At 59.1% G+C, this 13,403-nt stretch carries 19 protein-coding genes; 11 read left to right on the forward strand and 8 right to left on the reverse strand.

What is annotated here, in order from left to right; genetic code table 11:
- The first annotated feature begins 268 nt into the window (after window positions 1-268).
- Window positions 269-511: an AbrB/MazE/SpoVT family DNA-binding domain-containing protein gene (locus tag LBK75_05955; GenBank protein ID MDR1157836.1), complete on the forward strand. Its 243-nt coding sequence runs from the start codon at window positions 269-271 to the stop codon at window positions 509-511.
- A gap of 68 nt (window positions 512-579) precedes the next feature.
- Here the strand turns inward: LBK75_05955 and LBK75_05960 are convergent, their stop codons facing one another.
- From LBK75_05960 to rpmH, 6 genes are all read right to left on the reverse strand, one after another.
- Window positions 580-987 carry a hypothetical protein gene (locus tag LBK75_05960; protein ID MDR1157837.1) on the reverse strand — a complete coding sequence of 136 codons (408 nt, stop codon included), beginning with the start codon at window positions 985-987 and terminating at the stop codon, window positions 580-582.
- Window positions 988-1,053: 66 nt separating this feature from the next.
- Window positions 1,054-2,028: a protein jag gene (locus LBK75_05965; GenBank protein MDR1157838.1), complete on the reverse strand. Its 975-nt coding sequence runs from the start codon at window positions 2,026-2,028 to the stop codon at window positions 1,054-1,056.
- A 50-nt stretch (window positions 2,029-2,078) separates the two neighbouring features.
- On the reverse strand, window positions 2,079-3,101 hold the full coding sequence (locus tag LBK75_05970) for a YidC/Oxa1 family membrane protein insertase (protein ID MDR1157839.1): 1,023 nt from the start codon (window positions 3,099-3,101) through the stop codon (window positions 2,079-2,081).
- Window positions 3,102-3,230: 129 nt separating this feature from the next.
- Window positions 3,231-3,440 (reverse strand): membrane protein insertion efficiency factor YidD, encoded by a 210-nt coding sequence (gene yidD / locus LBK75_05975; GenBank protein MDR1157840.1) that lies wholly within the window; start codon window positions 3,438-3,440, stop codon window positions 3,231-3,233.
- Complete coding sequence (gene rnpA, locus LBK75_05980; GenBank protein MDR1157841.1) at window positions 3,437-3,778, reverse strand: ribonuclease P protein component; 342 nt, start codon at window positions 3,776-3,778, stop codon at window positions 3,437-3,439. Before rnpA ends, yidD begins: the two co-directional genes overlap by 4 nt.
- A gap of 1 nt (window position 3,779) precedes the next feature.
- On the reverse strand, window positions 3,780-3,914 hold the full coding sequence (rpmH, locus tag LBK75_05985; GenBank protein ID MDR1157842.1) for a 50S ribosomal protein L34: 135 nt from the start codon (window positions 3,912-3,914) through the stop codon (window positions 3,780-3,782).
- Window positions 3,915-4,476: 562 nt separating this feature from the next.
- On the opposite strand from rpmH, the gene LBK75_05990 reads away from it, so the two are divergent.
- Window positions 4,477-4,839, forward strand: coding sequence for a TSUP family transporter (locus LBK75_05990; protein MDR1157843.1), 363 nt, complete (start codon window positions 4,477-4,479; stop codon window positions 4,837-4,839).
- Window positions 4,836-5,204, forward strand: a complete 369-nt coding sequence (locus LBK75_05995; protein MDR1157844.1) for a TSUP family transporter — start codon at window positions 4,836-4,838, stop codon at window positions 5,202-5,204. Before LBK75_05990 ends, LBK75_05995 begins: the two co-directional genes overlap by 4 nt.
- A 105-nt stretch (window positions 5,205-5,309) precedes the next feature.
- Here the strand turns inward: LBK75_05995 and LBK75_06000 are convergent, their stop codons facing one another.
- The gene (locus LBK75_06000) at window positions 5,310-6,464 is read right to left on the reverse strand and encodes a DUF3048 domain-containing protein (protein MDR1157845.1); all 1,155 of its coding nucleotides are present in this window, start codon (window positions 6,462-6,464) and stop codon (window positions 5,310-5,312) included.
- A gap of 233 nt (window positions 6,465-6,697) precedes the next feature.
- Between LBK75_06000 and LBK75_06005 the strand changes: the two genes are divergently transcribed.
- The 5 genes from LBK75_06005 to LBK75_06025 all read left to right on the forward strand — a co-directional run bounded on the left by LBK75_06005 (window position 6,698) and on the right by LBK75_06025 (window position 10,607).
- The gene (locus LBK75_06005) at window positions 6,698-7,165 is read left to right on the forward strand and encodes a GtrA family protein (protein MDR1157846.1); all 468 of its coding nucleotides are present in this window, start codon (window positions 6,698-6,700) and stop codon (window positions 7,163-7,165) included.
- Between the two features lie 84 nt (window positions 7,166-7,249).
- Complete coding sequence (locus LBK75_06010; GenBank protein MDR1157847.1) at window positions 7,250-8,629, forward strand: pyruvate carboxylase subunit B; 1,380 nt, start codon at window positions 7,250-7,252, stop codon at window positions 8,627-8,629.
- 17 nt (window positions 8,630-8,646) lie between these two features.
- Complete coding sequence (locus LBK75_06015; protein MDR1157848.1) at window positions 8,647-9,003, forward strand: OadG family protein; 357 nt, start codon at window positions 8,647-8,649, stop codon at window positions 9,001-9,003.
- A 12-nt stretch (window positions 9,004-9,015) separates the two neighbouring features.
- Window positions 9,016-9,393 carry a biotin/lipoyl-binding protein gene (locus LBK75_06020; GenBank protein ID MDR1157849.1) on the forward strand — a complete coding sequence of 126 codons (378 nt, stop codon included), beginning with the start codon at window positions 9,016-9,018 and terminating at the stop codon, window positions 9,391-9,393.
- Between the two features lie 14 nt (window positions 9,394-9,407).
- Window positions 9,408-10,607, forward strand: a complete 1,200-nt coding sequence (locus LBK75_06025; protein ID MDR1157850.1) for a sodium ion-translocating decarboxylase subunit beta — start codon at window positions 9,408-9,410, stop codon at window positions 10,605-10,607.
- A 52-nt stretch (window positions 10,608-10,659) separates the two neighbouring features.
- Here the strand turns inward: LBK75_06025 and LBK75_06030 are convergent, their stop codons facing one another.
- Window positions 10,660-10,812 carry a hypothetical protein gene (locus LBK75_06030; GenBank protein ID MDR1157851.1) on the reverse strand — a complete coding sequence of 51 codons (153 nt, stop codon included), beginning with the start codon at window positions 10,810-10,812 and terminating at the stop codon, window positions 10,660-10,662.
- Between the two features lie 155 nt (window positions 10,813-10,967).
- Here LBK75_06030 and LBK75_06035 point away from each other — a divergent pair, with 155 nt between their 5' ends.
- The 3 genes from LBK75_06035 to LBK75_06045 all read left to right on the forward strand — a co-directional run bounded on the left by LBK75_06035 (window position 10,968) and on the right by LBK75_06045 (window position 13,216).
- Window positions 10,968-11,072, forward strand: coding sequence for a DUF3990 domain-containing protein (locus LBK75_06035; GenBank protein ID MDR1157852.1), 105 nt, complete (start codon window positions 10,968-10,970; stop codon window positions 11,070-11,072).
- A 59-nt stretch (window positions 11,073-11,131) separates the two neighbouring features.
- On the forward strand, window positions 11,132-11,749 hold the full coding sequence (locus LBK75_06040; protein ID MDR1157853.1) for a zinc ribbon domain-containing protein: 618 nt from the start codon (window positions 11,132-11,134) through the stop codon (window positions 11,747-11,749).
- 216 nt (window positions 11,750-11,965) lie between these two features.
- On the forward strand, window positions 11,966-13,216 hold the full coding sequence (locus tag LBK75_06045) for a putative DNA binding domain-containing protein (GenBank protein ID MDR1157854.1): 1,251 nt from the start codon (window positions 11,966-11,968) through the stop codon (window positions 13,214-13,216).
- Window positions 13,217-13,403: the final 187 nt, after the last annotated feature.

A 13,403-nucleotide genomic window follows, 5' to 3' on the forward strand; every position in this document is an offset into this window, starting at 1 on the left:
ACCTTTCATGCATTTCGGCAGCTGGGAATCGTGTGCGGAAAAATTATCCATTCCCAGAAGCCCTTCTCGCACAAGGTTTCTCGGTTTTTCTTGCATTTTTTGTAAAATATTTGAATTTCTATATTTTTTCAGATTATTACTATATTTTCTTAGAAACATTTTTATCCATATTATTACAATGGCATTGACATTTTTATGAATTCTGCTATAATATGAAGTGTACAGAAGAATCCGGCATTCTTCTACCATTTTACGGAGGGACATGACGATGAAATCAACCGGTATCGTGAGGAAGGTAGATGAGCTCGGACGGATTGTCCTGCCCATCGAGCTGCGCCGCAACCTGAACATCGGGGAGAAAGACAGCTTGGAAATTTACGTGGAGGGCGCCTCCATCGTACTAAAGAAATATGAACCCTCCTGCATCTTCTGTGGAGAAGACCACAACACGGTGGACTACAAAGGCAAAGTGGTGTGTGCTGCCTGTATCAAGGGCCTCGAACAGCTCTGATTCGTCCGTTGAACACAAACAGCCCGGGACTGACGTCCCGGGCCTTTTTTCGCCTGTGCGGCGCTGCCTCAGAGATTCAAAGAGATGTTGTCGGTGCCGTTTCGCTCAAACTCTGCGATGTAGGCCGTGATCCGCTCGTTCAGTTCCTCCACGTCGTCCTGGTCCACCGACGCCTCCTGCATGTCGCGCCGCGCCAGCTCCTCGGCCAGGATCTCAAAAAACACCGTGTCTTCATAGTCCATGATGGCCTCGTGGATCCCGCCCTCCGCAAACGCGCGGGACGGAATGATGTTTTCTCCCATGTGCTCGTAGAGCGCCGTGAGGCCCTCCTTCTCACACAGTCCAAATACGAGACTCTCCACCTCGTCGTAGTCGACGATGCGATCTTCGCTGCGGGTGGAATTGAGGATCCAATTCCCGATATACACCATGTCCAACAGCCGTCTGAACTGTTTGGGGCTGAATTCCAATCGCATACCGTCCCTCCCTCGCAAGCATCCCGGCCCAAGTCAATACCCGATCCTGCATGTATGATATTATGCTCATTCGTCGTCTGTTTCGGGCGGCGCACCGGAGATCCTGTCGTACGGACGGGGGTTCCCGGGCGGTGTAAAGGGCTGTGTCCGGGGCGGGCCACTGGGCCGAGGCGTCCCACCGCCGGGCCGGGGCGCGTCATAACGCTTGTATCCGCCGGCACCGGCGCCGCTGCCGGCACGGTTGTCCGGCCGCCCGTAGCCGCCGCCTTGGCGGCCCTGGAAACCACTCTGCGGGGGCCGTCCGCCGCCCTGGGAGCGCCCCCCGCCGAACGGGGACCGCTCACCAAACTGAGGCCGCCCGCCGCCCTGACGGGGCCTGTCGCTGCGGAGCGGGCGCGGGCCCGCCGGCCGAACGCCTCCCCCCTCGCACACGATCACGACGCGGCGGTGCGGCTCCACGCCGATGGAACGGGTAGAGACGCCTTCCATGTCCTGCAGCGCCGCGTGGATGATGTGCCGCTCGTAGGAGTTCATGGGTTCGAGAGACAAGTTTTTCCGGTACTTAAGCGCCTTGGCAGCCATCTTCTTGGCCAACCGTTGCAGAGCTTCCACGCGCTTCGCCCGATAATTTTCCGCGTCGATCGTCACGCGGGCGGGGTGTTCATCACCCCGATTGACCGCATAATTGACAAGATGCTGAATGGCGTCCAGCGTGTCCCCCCTGTGCCCGATCAGAAACCCGAGGCCGGACCCGAGCAGTTCGATGTTCAGTGTGCCGTCCGCCGCCTCTACGATGCGGGCGGTTGCGGTTGACTGAAGCCGCGCCAGCAGTCCCGTCAAAAATTCCTCCGCCTTCGCGGCGCGGGAGCGCACGTAGGAAACCCGCACGCGCGCCAGCGCGCCGCCGATCCCCAAGAAGCCGGTCTTTGCCTTCTCCAGGACCTCCACCGTCACCTGATCCCGGTCGAGATGCAACTCGTCCAGGGCGGCCTGAATGGCCGCGTCGATTGTCTTGCCAGTTTTTTCCAGATATGCCTCCATATGTCTGACCAATCCTCTCTCGGCGGGCGGGCGATGGACAGGGGGTTTTGTCAATCGTCCGCCTCCGGCCCGCTGTTTTTCGGCTTGGGTTTGTTTTTGATTTTGTAGACGGTCTGCCCCGGTTTGCGCTTTTGCTTCTTTGCCTCTATGGCGGCAGCGCGGCGCTGGCGCTGCTCCTCCCGCATGGCCTCCTCGGCCGCCTTCCGGCGCGCCTCTAACGCGGCGCGCTCGGTGTCTTCCCGTTCGAAGATTTTGTTATAATACTTGGTAAGGAAGACGTCCTGGGCGATGCCAAAGACATTCTGGGCGATCCAGTAGATGCCGAGCAGCCCCGGGAAGCCGAAGCCAAACCAGACGGAGACCAGCGGCATCAGGAACATCGTCATCTTGACCTGGCTGCCCTGCATGGCCGGCTGTTTGGAGATCTTCTGCGCGATCCACATGGACAAGAAGGCCGTCGCGCCCGAGATGATGGGGATGAGAATCAGCCAAGACAGCTGCAACGACGGCTTGTCGGCCAAATTGAGGCCCAGGAAGCTGTAGTTGATGTCGATGAGCGGCAGCTCGGCGATGTCGGCGGGCAGCTGCCCCATGTGCTCTCCCAACCTGCTGGAGAGCATCAGTTCCCGGTATGGATCTGTCGCCGCCACATCGACGCCAAACCTGGCCAAAAACTGGCCGATTTTGTCTAGCTGCTCCGCCGTGAGACCCATCAGCTGCGTGAACGGCTGGCGGATAACGGTGTAGAGCGCCATGAAGATGGGAAACGGAAGCAGCGACCAGAGGCAGCCGCCCATCATCGAGACGCCCTCGTCCTGATAGAGTTTCTGCACGGCCATTTGGTATTTTTGTTTGTCGGCCCCGTATTGCTTTTCCAGCTCCTTGATCTTCGGCTGAAGACGCTGGGTCCGCATCATGGCCTTTTTGCCGCGGGCGGAGAAGTAGAGCAAAATGACTTTCGTCACAAATGCAAACAGAATAAGCGCCAACCCATAGGAGCCGGAGAATTCGTACAACACGCGCAGCAACCACGAAAAGGGCTGATAGATGAGCACATCGATAATTTGACCCAAAGCCGACAACCACCCATATTCAGTAAAGTTTGTGACCCGGAACGTTCCGCCCGGATCGGGCTCTTGGGATCCGCGCCGCCCGGCGCGGGCGCGGATCGGCGAAGCGCGCGGCCGCTGACCGGGCCGCGCTCAGGGGACGGGATCATACCCGCCGGCGTGAAAAGGATGACACTTCAAAACGCGGCGCAACGCAAGCCAAGCGCCGCGCGCCGCGCCGTACCGGGTGACGGCCTCCAGGGCGTACTCTGAACAGGTGGGCACAAACCGGCAGGCGGGCGGTCGCAACGGAGAGATGGATCTCCGGTAAAACCGGATGAGGGCCAACAGCACCCGCTTCATGGCGCCACCACGAGCCCGAGCCGCGCCATCAGGCGCAAGAGCTCCCGCTCCAACTCGGCGTAGGTGGCATCCCCGGCCCGGACGCGCGCCACCACCACGAGGTCGTGCCCTGGGCGGAAACGGCGCTCGCTCAGACGGTAGGCCTCTTTGATGCGGCGGCGCACCCGGTTGCGCCGCACCGCTTTGCCAAGTTTCGCCCCCACCGTGAGACCCAAGCGCGTCCGCGCCGATCGGTTGGGCCGCGCGTACAGCGCCAGCAGGGGGCCCGCCAGGGAACGGCCGCGCGCGTAGGTTCGCTTAAAGTCCCGGTTGAGACGCAACGGCTCTGTGTGGCGCATCTCAGGCCGAGAGGACGCGGCGGCCCTTGGCGCGGCGACTGGAAAGAATCTTCCGGCCGCTTCTCGTGGCCATGCGCTTTCTGAAGCCGTGTTCTTTGGCGCGCTGCCGCTTTTTGGGCTGATAGGTTCGGAGCAAATCGGACACCACCTTGTGAAGATCTCCGGCGCGCTGCCGCCGGGTCCTATAAACACTTGTATTATATATGAACGGCCGGAATTCTGTCAAGAAAAACCGCGCAAAGGGGCTGTGCCGGGCCGCACAAATATGTAGCTTGCCCGCTGGAGCCAACCTGAACCGATTGAGGTGATCGACGGCGACAATTTTTGGGGCGGGTTGTATCGATGAGCAGAATTCACAAAACATTCATGGGCGCTTCATGGTTCCTTAACAGATATTCATACTTTCGTAACACCTCTCGGATATACTGGGTTCGCTGGTGATCCACCGGACACGACAGGGCGGGGAGGGATGCATACCGGGCCGACGGGCGCCGGGCATATTACAAAACGGTCAATCGTTGCGCGCGGCGACATCTGGGGGACCGGCCAGTCCCCACAAAGGCGCCATCATCCCCTTCTGATGGAATTTACAAACCCCAAGGGTCCGCCCCTTGGGGTTTGACCATTTGCGATGTTCTGCGTATAGGCTGCGCACCCCCTGTACAGACTATCTATGATTACGGGAAAGGGGCTTGCCTATGCGCGTACCCAAAGGGATCCTATGTGCGGCGGCCGGCGCGGCGGCCGGGGTATGCACCGGGCTCTTCGGCGCCGGCGGCGGGCTGCTGCTGGCACCGCTGCTGCGCCGGTGGACCGGGCTGGCGGACAAGACGGCCATGACGACTTCTCTGGCCGTCATCACCCCGCTGTGCCTGCTTTCCGCACTCCTGTACGGGCTGCGCGGCGCACTGCCCTTCGCGGACGCGTGGCCCTGTCTGCTGGGCGGACTCGCCGGCGGCCTGTTGGCTGGGCCGTGCTTCCGGCGCCTGCCCGCCCCGCTGCTGCGGCGTGCGCTGGGGCTGCTCCTGCTGTATGGGGGGGTACGGTGTCTGCTCTCATGAACCCATTCATTGGCGCGCTGGTGGGGCTCGCGGCCGGGCTCCTCGCGGGGTGCGGCCTTGGCGGCGGCGCGCCGCTCATGCTTTATTTGTCGCTGACAGGGCTCCCACAGCAGGCCGTACAGGGCGCGGGCCTGCTGTGTTTCCTGCCCGCCGCCCTGACGGCGCTCTGGGGGCACATCCGGACCCGCGGCGTCGACTGGCCGACCGTCCCGCCCGCGGCGGCCGGCGGACTCGCGACCGCCGCCCTGGGCGCTTTTCTCGCGCAAAACATCGACGGCGTCTGGCTGCGCCGTCTGTTTGGTCTGCTGCTGCTCATCATGGGTCTGCGCGAACTTCTAACCCGCCCCGCCGACCCAACCACCTAAACACGCGCGGACGACGGGCTGGGCGGCCGTACGCCGCCCCTACAATCGCCCTCCGTCCCCCACTCGTCTCCCGTCTCCCGATTGTCAATTCGGCGCGGCGCGGCGCTAGCTCACTTCCACGCTGGCCTTTGTCGAGACGATGTTGATGTAGCTCTGCCCCCGGCCGAGGACAAGGGGCGCGCCGCCGTCTTTCAGCGTATAGACAAACGGGGCGTCGTGGGACGCCTTGGACCAAACGATGGACGTCATCCGGCCGCCGCAGGCGAAGAAACCCTCACCGGTGCCGGTCAGGCGGGTCGTCAGCCGCCCGGCACTGTCGCCCTTGACCTGGCTGACCGCGGCGCGCAGCACCAATACATTGACCACCGAGACCTGCGTTTCGTCCTGTCCGTCTATGTAAGGGGCGTCGTACTGTGTGCAGGCATATCGTTTTGTCTCCGGGTCATAGGTGAAAAGTCCTGTCTTGTAGGAGGAATACCGGACCGAGATCGACACGGCCGGCGCACCGGGAGCGGGCGTGCCGTCATCGGCGAAGCGAAGAGCCTCACGGTAGCCCTCCTCGTGGCGGATACGCACTTTCAGCGTCTGGAAGACGGACTCAATACGCGCCCCCGACGTGAAGGCGCTGTGTTCGAGTCCGGCGTTTTTGATGCGGTCCTTGTCGCGCCAGTAGAGCGATCCCTCGTAACCCCGCAGGCAGTCGAGCGCGGCCACGCCGCGCCTTTTGATCTCCGTGTACGCCTCCGGGCTGCCCCCGGCGTGCAGCAGGATGGCGTCGTGCCCCTGCGCGATGTCCAGGTAGTAGGCCCGCGTGCTGCGCACGGTGCCGATCTGCGGCACCTGGGAGGGATTCTGAAAGACCCCCACCATCCGGGTGATGCCACCCTCGGCCAGCGCCTCATAGATGATATCCGCCTGCGAGACGCCGAACATGGGCAGCGCCTTCTTCAAATTGTTGAGCATGACGGCCGCCGGCCGCCGGTCCTCGTAATCCGCCTCCATCGGCAGGCCCGTCAACGGATTGATCCCCTCCAGGCCCTCGTACGGATTCGGGGTCGGCGTCGGCGAAGGCGGCGGCGTGGAGGGCGGCGTCGGCGTCTCGATCATCTCGGGCGTGGGCGACGGCGCGGGCTCGGGTCCGGTCCCGGTCCCGCAGGCGCCGAACAACGCACCGGCCAACAGCACGCCACCCAAAAGCAGACCGGCGCGCCCGGCGCGACGCCAAACAACACCACGCGGACAGCGTGCAAATTTTCCCAATGAGCGTCCCTCCATCATCACAAAATACCGTTCGACATATAAACATATAGTAATATTTCGATAAGTTTATACTATATATTTTCTTTTTCGCGCCATTTTCCGGTCCTTTTTCATTTTCATTGTATCCCTCCCAGATCCGGGTGTCAATCCAAACGCGTCCCCGGTTGCCAGTGCGGGTTTCTCGTGATATGATAAAAGCCATATGCGTGATGCGCGCGAGAGGGGGCGGCGGTATGCCGGCCAAGAGGGAAACACCGGCCGGGCCGCCGGCGGGCCGCCGGCGGGAGAGCTGGGTGCGGCTCCTCCGTTACGGCGTGGTGGGAGGCCTCACCACGGCTGTCAACTGGGGGCTGTTCACACTGCTCTACACCGTCTGGCAGATGAACGAGAATCTGTCCAACGCCATTTCGGTGGTGTGCGCCGTGTGCTTCGCCTATCTCGCAAACAAGCATTTCGTGTTCCGCGCCCGGTGTGCCGATAAGCGCGCGCTGGCGCGCGAGGCTCTCTCTTTTTTTTCGGCGCGCGCGGCCACCATGCTCTTCGAGCTCGGCGGCGTCTTTGTCTTCGTGACCCTGATCGGCTGGACGAATCAAGCTTTCTGGGTCAAGGGCGTCATCAACGTGGTGGTGATTTTTCTAAATTACATCCTCTCCCAACGCCTCGTTTTCCAAAAACAGGCGCACCCGGCGGATAGCATGTGAAAAAAAACACAATCAGATCTTTTCAATCCCGTTTGGATGTGATATAGTAAATCTGATATGCAAATGTGAAGGAGGATTGCTTCGATGAGGAAAATCGCGTTCACAGAGACCGTTCTGCGCGATGCGGGCCAGTCGTTGATTGCCACCCGTCTCCCATATGAGAAGTTCGAACCCATTCTGGAGACGTTGGACCGGGCCGGCTATTATTCCCTGGAGTGTTGGGGCGGCGCCACGTTCGACACCTGCCTGCGTTATCTCCACGAGGACCCGTGGGAGCGGCTGCGCAACATCCGCAAGCGCGTCAAGAACACAAAACTGCAGATGCTGCTGCGCGGACAGAACCTGCTCGGCTACAAGCACTACCCCGACGATGTGGTGCGGACTTTTGTCGCGAAGTCCATCGAAAACGGCATCGACGTCATCCGCATCTTCGACGCGCTAAACGATCTGCGCAACCTGGACGTCAGCGTCAAAGAGACGATCAAGCGCAAGGGCGTCGCCCAGGTGGCCATCAGCTACACCACAAGCCCCGTGCACACGCTGGAGAACTATGTGGCGCTCATCAAGCAGATCGAGTCGATGGGCGCGTCCACGCTGTGCATCAAGGACATGGCCGGCGTGATGAGCCCGAAGGAGTGCTACGACCTCGTGAAGGCCATCAAAGAGAATTCCAAACTGCCGCTGCATGTGCACACCCACTCCACCACGGGGCTCGCTTTCATGACCTATCTGAAGGCGGTCGAGGCCGGGGCGGACGTCATCGACACGGCCATCTCCAGCTTCTCGGGCGGCACGTCCCAGCCGGCCACCGAGACCTTGGCTTACGCGCTGGCACAGCTCGGCTACGAGACGGGCCTCAAGACGGACGTGTTGAAAGAGATCAACGATTACTTTAGGCCGATCCGCGACGAATACATCCAGTCGGGTCTGATGGACGCGCTGGTCATGGGCACGGAGACCGACGCGCTCAACTACCAGATCCCGGGCGGCATGCTCTCGAACCTCGTCAGCCAGCTCAAAGCGCAAAACGCGCTGGACCGCTTCCAGGCCGTGCTGGAGGAAACGCCTAAGGTGCGGGAGGAGCTCGGCTACCCGCCGCTCGTCACACCAATGAGCCAGATGGTGGGCGTGCAGGCCGTGGCCAATGTACTCTCCGGCGAACGCTACCGGAACGTCTCGAAGGAAGTGCGCGCGTATCTGCGCGGGGAATACGGCGCGGCGCCCGGCTCGGTGAACCCGGAGGTGCTGAAAAAGGTGCTGGGCGACGAGGCCCCTATCACCGGCCGTTTTGCCGGCACCCTCGGCGAGGGCCTGGAGGCAGGCCGGAAGGAAGCCGGCGCGCTGGCTGCCTCCACCGAGGACGTGCTCTCTTACATTGTGTTTCCGCAGGTGGCGGAGCGCTTCTTCGCCTGGCGCGAGGAGCAGAAAACACGCCGGCTCCCCTACACAATCGTCAAGATATAAAAGGAGGAAGAGACACCATGTTGTTTCTCGCCGCCGCCCGAACCGCGGAGCAGCTCACCGAGATCTCTCTGTCCGAGGGACTCCTCATGTCCGTGCTCGGTATGGCTGTCGTGTTCGTGGCGCTGGTCGCCATCATGGCGCTGACAAAGCTGCAAAGCACCGTCATCCTATCGCTTCAGAACAAGCGCGGGCAGGCCGCCGTCCCCGCGCCGGCGGCCGTATCGGCTACCGCGCCGGTTCCCGGCCCAGGCCCCGGCACCGTGGCGCTCTTCGGTGTGGAAGATAAAATCGCGGCGATGATCATGGCCATTGTGGCCGATGAGATGAAAACGCCGCTGAATGAACTTCGCTTCATTTCTATCAAGGAAGTATAGGAGGGGAACGAGATGAAATACCGTGTGACACTGGGCGGAAAGACCTATGAAGTGGAAGTGGAAAAGGGAGAGGCCATCTTGGTCGATGTGGCAAACGCCGCCGCGCCGGCGCCTGTCGCGGCGCCCACACCGGCTCCGGTCGCCGCAGCGGCCCCTGCTCCAGCCGCCGTCGGCGCGGGCGAGGTGGTGGCTTCGCCGATGCCCGGCACGATCCTGTCCGTCAAGGTCGCGGCCGGTCAGGCCGTCAAGAAGGGCGCCGTGCTGGTCATTCTTGAGGCCATGAAGATGGAAAACGAGATCGTGGCGTCTCGGGACGCCTCCGTGGGGCAAGTGTTCGTGGCGCAAGGCGCTTCCGTCGACACCGGGACGCCGCTTCTCACGTTGGTATAGAGTGGGGTGAAAGAATGAATGTAGGGAAAGTCCTGCAAGATCTTTGGGAAACTTCCGGGTTCAACAACCTGTTTGTTCACTGGGAAAACGCCGCGATGGTGGTCATCGCGTGCGTCCTTTTGTATCTGGCGCTCGTCAAGGGCTTCGAGCCGCTGCTGCTTGTAGGCATCGCCTTCGGCATGCTGCTGACCAACCTGCCGCTGGGCGGACTCATGCACATGGAATTTTACCAAGACAAAGTCATCGATTACGGGCGCGTCCTGCACGACGGAGGTCTTCTCGACATCCTCTATCTGGGCGTCAAGCTTGGGGTTTACCCCTGTCTCATCTTCCTCGGCATCGGAGCCATGACGGACTTCGGCCCACTGATCTCCCGCCCGTCCTCGCTGCTGTTGGGCGCGGCGGCGCAGCTCGGTATCTACTGCGCTTTCATATTGTCGTCCCTGCTCGGGTTTACCCCGCAGGAGGCGGCCTCGATCGGTATCATCGGAGGGGCCGACGGGCCGACGGCCATCTTCCTGACCTCACGTCTGGCCTCCCACCTGCTCGGGCCCATCGCGGTGGCCGCGTATTCGTACATGGCGCTCATCCCGCTCATTCAGCCGCCCATCATGCGGGCGCTGACGACGCCCAAAGAGCGTGAGACCAAGATGGAACAGGTGCGCGCCGTCAGCAAGACCGAAAAGATCATCTTCCCCATCGTCGTGACTCTCTTCTCTGTGCTGCTGCTGCCGTCGGTCGCGCCTCTCATCGGTATGCTGATGCTGGGCAATCTCTTCCGGGAGTGCGGCGTGGTGGAGCGTCTCTCCGACACGGCGCAAAACGCGCTCATCAACATCGTCACGATCTTTCTCAGCGTCACCGTGGGCGCCACAAGCGTGGGCTGGCTGATCAACGGCGACGGCGTCAGTGTGGGCTTCCTCAGCCTCAATACGATCAAGATCATCGCACTCGGGCTGTTCGCCTTCGGCTTCTCGACAGTGGGCGGCACCCTGTTTGGGAAGCTCATGTACAAACTCTCCGGCGGCAAGGTGAACCCGCTGATCGGCTCGGCCGGCGTCTCGGCCGTGCCAATGGCGGCGCGCGTCTCGCAAAAGCTCGGTCAGGAGGCGAACCCCTCCAACTTCCTGCTGATGCACGCGATGGGCCCCAACGTGGCCGGCGTCATCGGCTCGGCCGTGGCCGCCGGGTTCCTGCTCAGCGTCTTCGGCTGAGCGGCGCGACTTAACGCCAATCGAGTGGAGGGAGTGAATAGCTCCCGTCCTCTCACACCACCGTACGTACCGTTCGGTATACGGCGGTTCGGCAACGCTCGTGCACCGCCTCGTACTTCTTGGACACGTCCGCGTATCCACGGAGTGCGAGGCGGTCGTTCGTAATGGTCGTGGTGAGTATCCAGCTGCCGGCTATCCCGCACAAACCTACTGGGCCTCCGTCCTTTTGGCGCTTCCCACATGGTCTGCTGCAAATTGCGCATCCCACCCTTGATTTTCTCCTTTTTGTTTCGTATAATGAAGGTGAAATCTTTGCGCGAGGGACAGACGTTCGCCTCACTGATGTTGGAGGATTGACGCATGACTCTGTATCACGGCAGCAATATGGCGGTTGAAAAGCCTCAGCTTGCGCCGCAAAACCGCTTCTTGGATTTTGGCAAGGGCTTCTATAACAACCGAGAATAAAATGCAGGCGCTTTCTTTTGCAGATACAGGGGACTATATCATTCGGAGGGCGGTAAATTATGGATAACTTCAATGATTATGCGCAGCAAAAGCCAGTACGCACCTTTAGCAGTTTGCGGCGATATACCGTCGCAGCGTGGCTTGCGTTGTTCGGAGCCTTGTCAACCCTCGGGCAATATGCTCAATTAGAGTATCAGGTTTCGCAACTTGCTTCTCAATATGCAAACCTTAGATTCTCGCTCCTGCTAATCGCCCAAATTCAGCTTGGTATGGCGTTCTTGACATTTATCCTACGCTTGGCTTTGCTGCGTAGGCAAAAGCTCTATTATGGAATAACGGTTGTCGGTATCTTTGCGCTGAATGTTCTGCTCACGATAATTTTGTATGCAATCATGGGTCATTATGTTGCGTTCGAGATCGCAGATACTATTGGCATGGTTGGGGGCTTTGTTGTTTTAAGCCTTGGCGGAGTCTTCTGGTTGATTTTCCTCAATCCGTACAGATTGATGAAAAGCTACCCTGATGTAACTGCGTCAACTGACTATGTACCGGCATCGACGTTGTCGAGCATTCAATGTCCGAACTGTGGCAGAAAGCTTACATTCGATTCTGCGTTCTGTGATGATTGCGGAAGTCCACTTGCATCAAACAGGCGGCCCGAGGCCGGCGGAGATTGATGAATTCGTGTATGACGAGACCTGACACTATGCTAGTAGGCTGTGTCACCTAAATGTTTACCAAGCGTCAGTCTTTTTCCCGCCAGACAGCGTTGGCGGAACCCGCTGATACACTCCAGTATCAGCGGAACCCGCCGCCTCGCCTGACGAAAAAAATCCTCGCCGCTTGCTGACAACCTTTAGATGACACAGCCTACTAGAAGAGGAGATATTCGAATGAGTATCCCGACAGATATAAAAATACTGTTGTCCGGCAATGTCGTCGAATGGGCGCGGATCGAATTTAAAAAAACATGGGATGCCGCCGCGTCTTTGAAAACCATCTGTGCTTTTGCCAATGACATTGACAACTGGAGCGGTGGATACATTGTGATCGGCGTGGAGGAAAAAGACGGCCGGCCAGTTTTCCCGTTGCAGGGGATCCCGGCGAACCAGTTGGACAGTCTTCAGAAAGATATGTTGAATAAATGTAAGCTCATTCAGCCCGAGTATCTCCCCATTGTGGAGGCGGTAGATTACCAAGACAAGAAGTTTTTTGTTGTGTGGGCGCCGGGTGGGAATTCCCGCCCATATTCGTGCCCAATAACAATGGCAAAGGACAATAAGCAACGTGCTTATTATATCCGGAAGATGTCCAGTACAGTTGTGCCTTCCGACGATGAGCTCAGAGATTTATTTTCGCTTTCCAACAAGATTCCTTTTGATGATCGCATCAATCATACGGCTGAAATCGATGACCTGAACATCTCTTTAATCCGCAATTATCTGAAAGAAACCGGCAGTTCCTTGTATCAGTATTCAGAAACGATGGATCTTTTGGACTTATGCAAGAGTATGAATATCGTCGATACGCTGCCAGAGTATACAAAACCTAAAAATGTGGGGCTTATGTTCTTCAGCCTTGAGCCGGACAAATTCTTCCCCTATGCGCAGATAGACGTGGTGGAGTTTCCGGAGGACCTTGGCGGTAACAAAATCATTGAAAAAATCTTTAAAGGACCTTTGCATATCCAACTGCGGGAAGCGCTCATACACATCCGGAACATCATCATTCAGGAGCAGATCATCAAACTGTCAGGCGTCGCTGAAGCGCGCAGGTTCTTCAACTACCCGTATGCGGCCATCGAAGAATCTCTTGCCAATGCCGTCTATCACAAGGGCTATGATGAGCGCGAACCCATTGAAGCTCGCGTTCTGCCGGATCGCATAGAGATCGTCAGTCATCCTGGCGCTGATCGTTCCGTCAGCATTGAGGGCCTAAAGAATTTCAAGGTGTTCAGCCGACGCTACCGCAACCGCCGTATCGGCGAGTTTCTGAAGGAACTGCACCTCACTGAAGGCCGCAATACTGGTTTTAGAAAAATCATCGATGCTTTGGAACACAATGGATCTCCGCTTCCTATTTTTGAAACGGATGAAGACCGGCTTTCCTTTGCTGTGACCATCTATAAACATCCTGAATTCTAAGGGTCTGTCGAAAAACAACCTGTACATCTGACTTGCCCTTTTGCGCCCCGGCCGCGTTGCCGGAACCCTTGAATACTACAAGTATTCGCGGAGCCCGGCGCCTTGCCGGGACACAAAATTGCTGCGCCAACTGCACACTTTATTTTCCGACAGACCCTGAGCTGATATCGTTAAGAATGACGCATTA

The organism is Oscillospiraceae bacterium (assembly GCA_031265355.1).
Classification (GTDB): Bacteria; Bacillota; Clostridia; order Oscillospirales; family UBA929; genus JAIRTA01.

What these genes read in the sequence shown, in the direction of transcription:
- LBK75_06010 (MDR1157847.1), top strand. Translation starts at nt 7,250, where the DNA reads ATGAGGAAAATCGCGTTCACAGAGACCGTTCTGCGCGATGCGGGCCAG.
- LBK75_05960 (MDR1157837.1), bottom strand. Translation starts at nt 987, where the DNA reads ATGCGATTGGAATTCAGCCCCAAACAGTTCAGACGGCTGTTGGACATG.
- LBK75_06035 (MDR1157852.1), top strand. Translation starts at nt 10,968, where the DNA reads ATGACTCTGTATCACGGCAGCAATATGGCGGTTGAAAAGCCTCAGCTT.
- LBK75_06020 (MDR1157849.1), top strand. Translation starts at nt 9,016, where the DNA reads ATGAAATACCGTGTGACACTGGGCGGAAAGACCTATGAAGTGGAAGTG.
- LBK75_05965 (MDR1157838.1), bottom strand. Translation starts at nt 2,028, where the DNA reads ATGGAGGCATATCTGGAAAAAACTGGCAAGACAATCGACGCGGCCATT.
- LBK75_06040 (MDR1157853.1), top strand. Translation starts at nt 11,132, where the DNA reads ATGGATAACTTCAATGATTATGCGCAGCAAAAGCCAGTACGCACCTTT.
- yidD (MDR1157840.1), bottom strand. Translation starts at nt 3,440, where the DNA reads ATGAAGCGGGTGCTGTTGGCCCTCATCCGGTTTTACCGGAGATCCATC.
- LBK75_06005 (MDR1157846.1), top strand. Translation starts at nt 6,698, where the DNA reads ATGCCGGCCAAGAGGGAAACACCGGCCGGGCCGCCGGCGGGCCGCCGG.
- LBK75_05995 (MDR1157844.1), top strand. Translation starts at nt 4,836, where the DNA reads ATGAACCCATTCATTGGCGCGCTGGTGGGGCTCGCGGCCGGGCTCCTC.
- LBK75_06025 (MDR1157850.1), top strand. Translation starts at nt 9,408, where the DNA reads ATGAATGTAGGGAAAGTCCTGCAAGATCTTTGGGAAACTTCCGGGTTC.
- LBK75_05955 (MDR1157836.1), top strand. Translation starts at nt 269, where the DNA reads ATGAAATCAACCGGTATCGTGAGGAAGGTAGATGAGCTCGGACGGATT.
- LBK75_06015 (MDR1157848.1), top strand. Translation starts at nt 8,647, where the DNA reads ATGTTGTTTCTCGCCGCCGCCCGAACCGCGGAGCAGCTCACCGAGATC.
- rnpA (MDR1157841.1), bottom strand. Translation starts at nt 3,778, where the DNA reads ATGCGCCACACAGAGCCGTTGCGTCTCAACCGGGACTTTAAGCGAACC.
- LBK75_06045 (MDR1157854.1), top strand. Translation starts at nt 11,966, where the DNA reads ATGAGTATCCCGACAGATATAAAAATACTGTTGTCCGGCAATGTCGTC.
- LBK75_05990 (MDR1157843.1), top strand. Translation starts at nt 4,477, where the DNA reads ATGCGCGTACCCAAAGGGATCCTATGTGCGGCGGCCGGCGCGGCGGCC.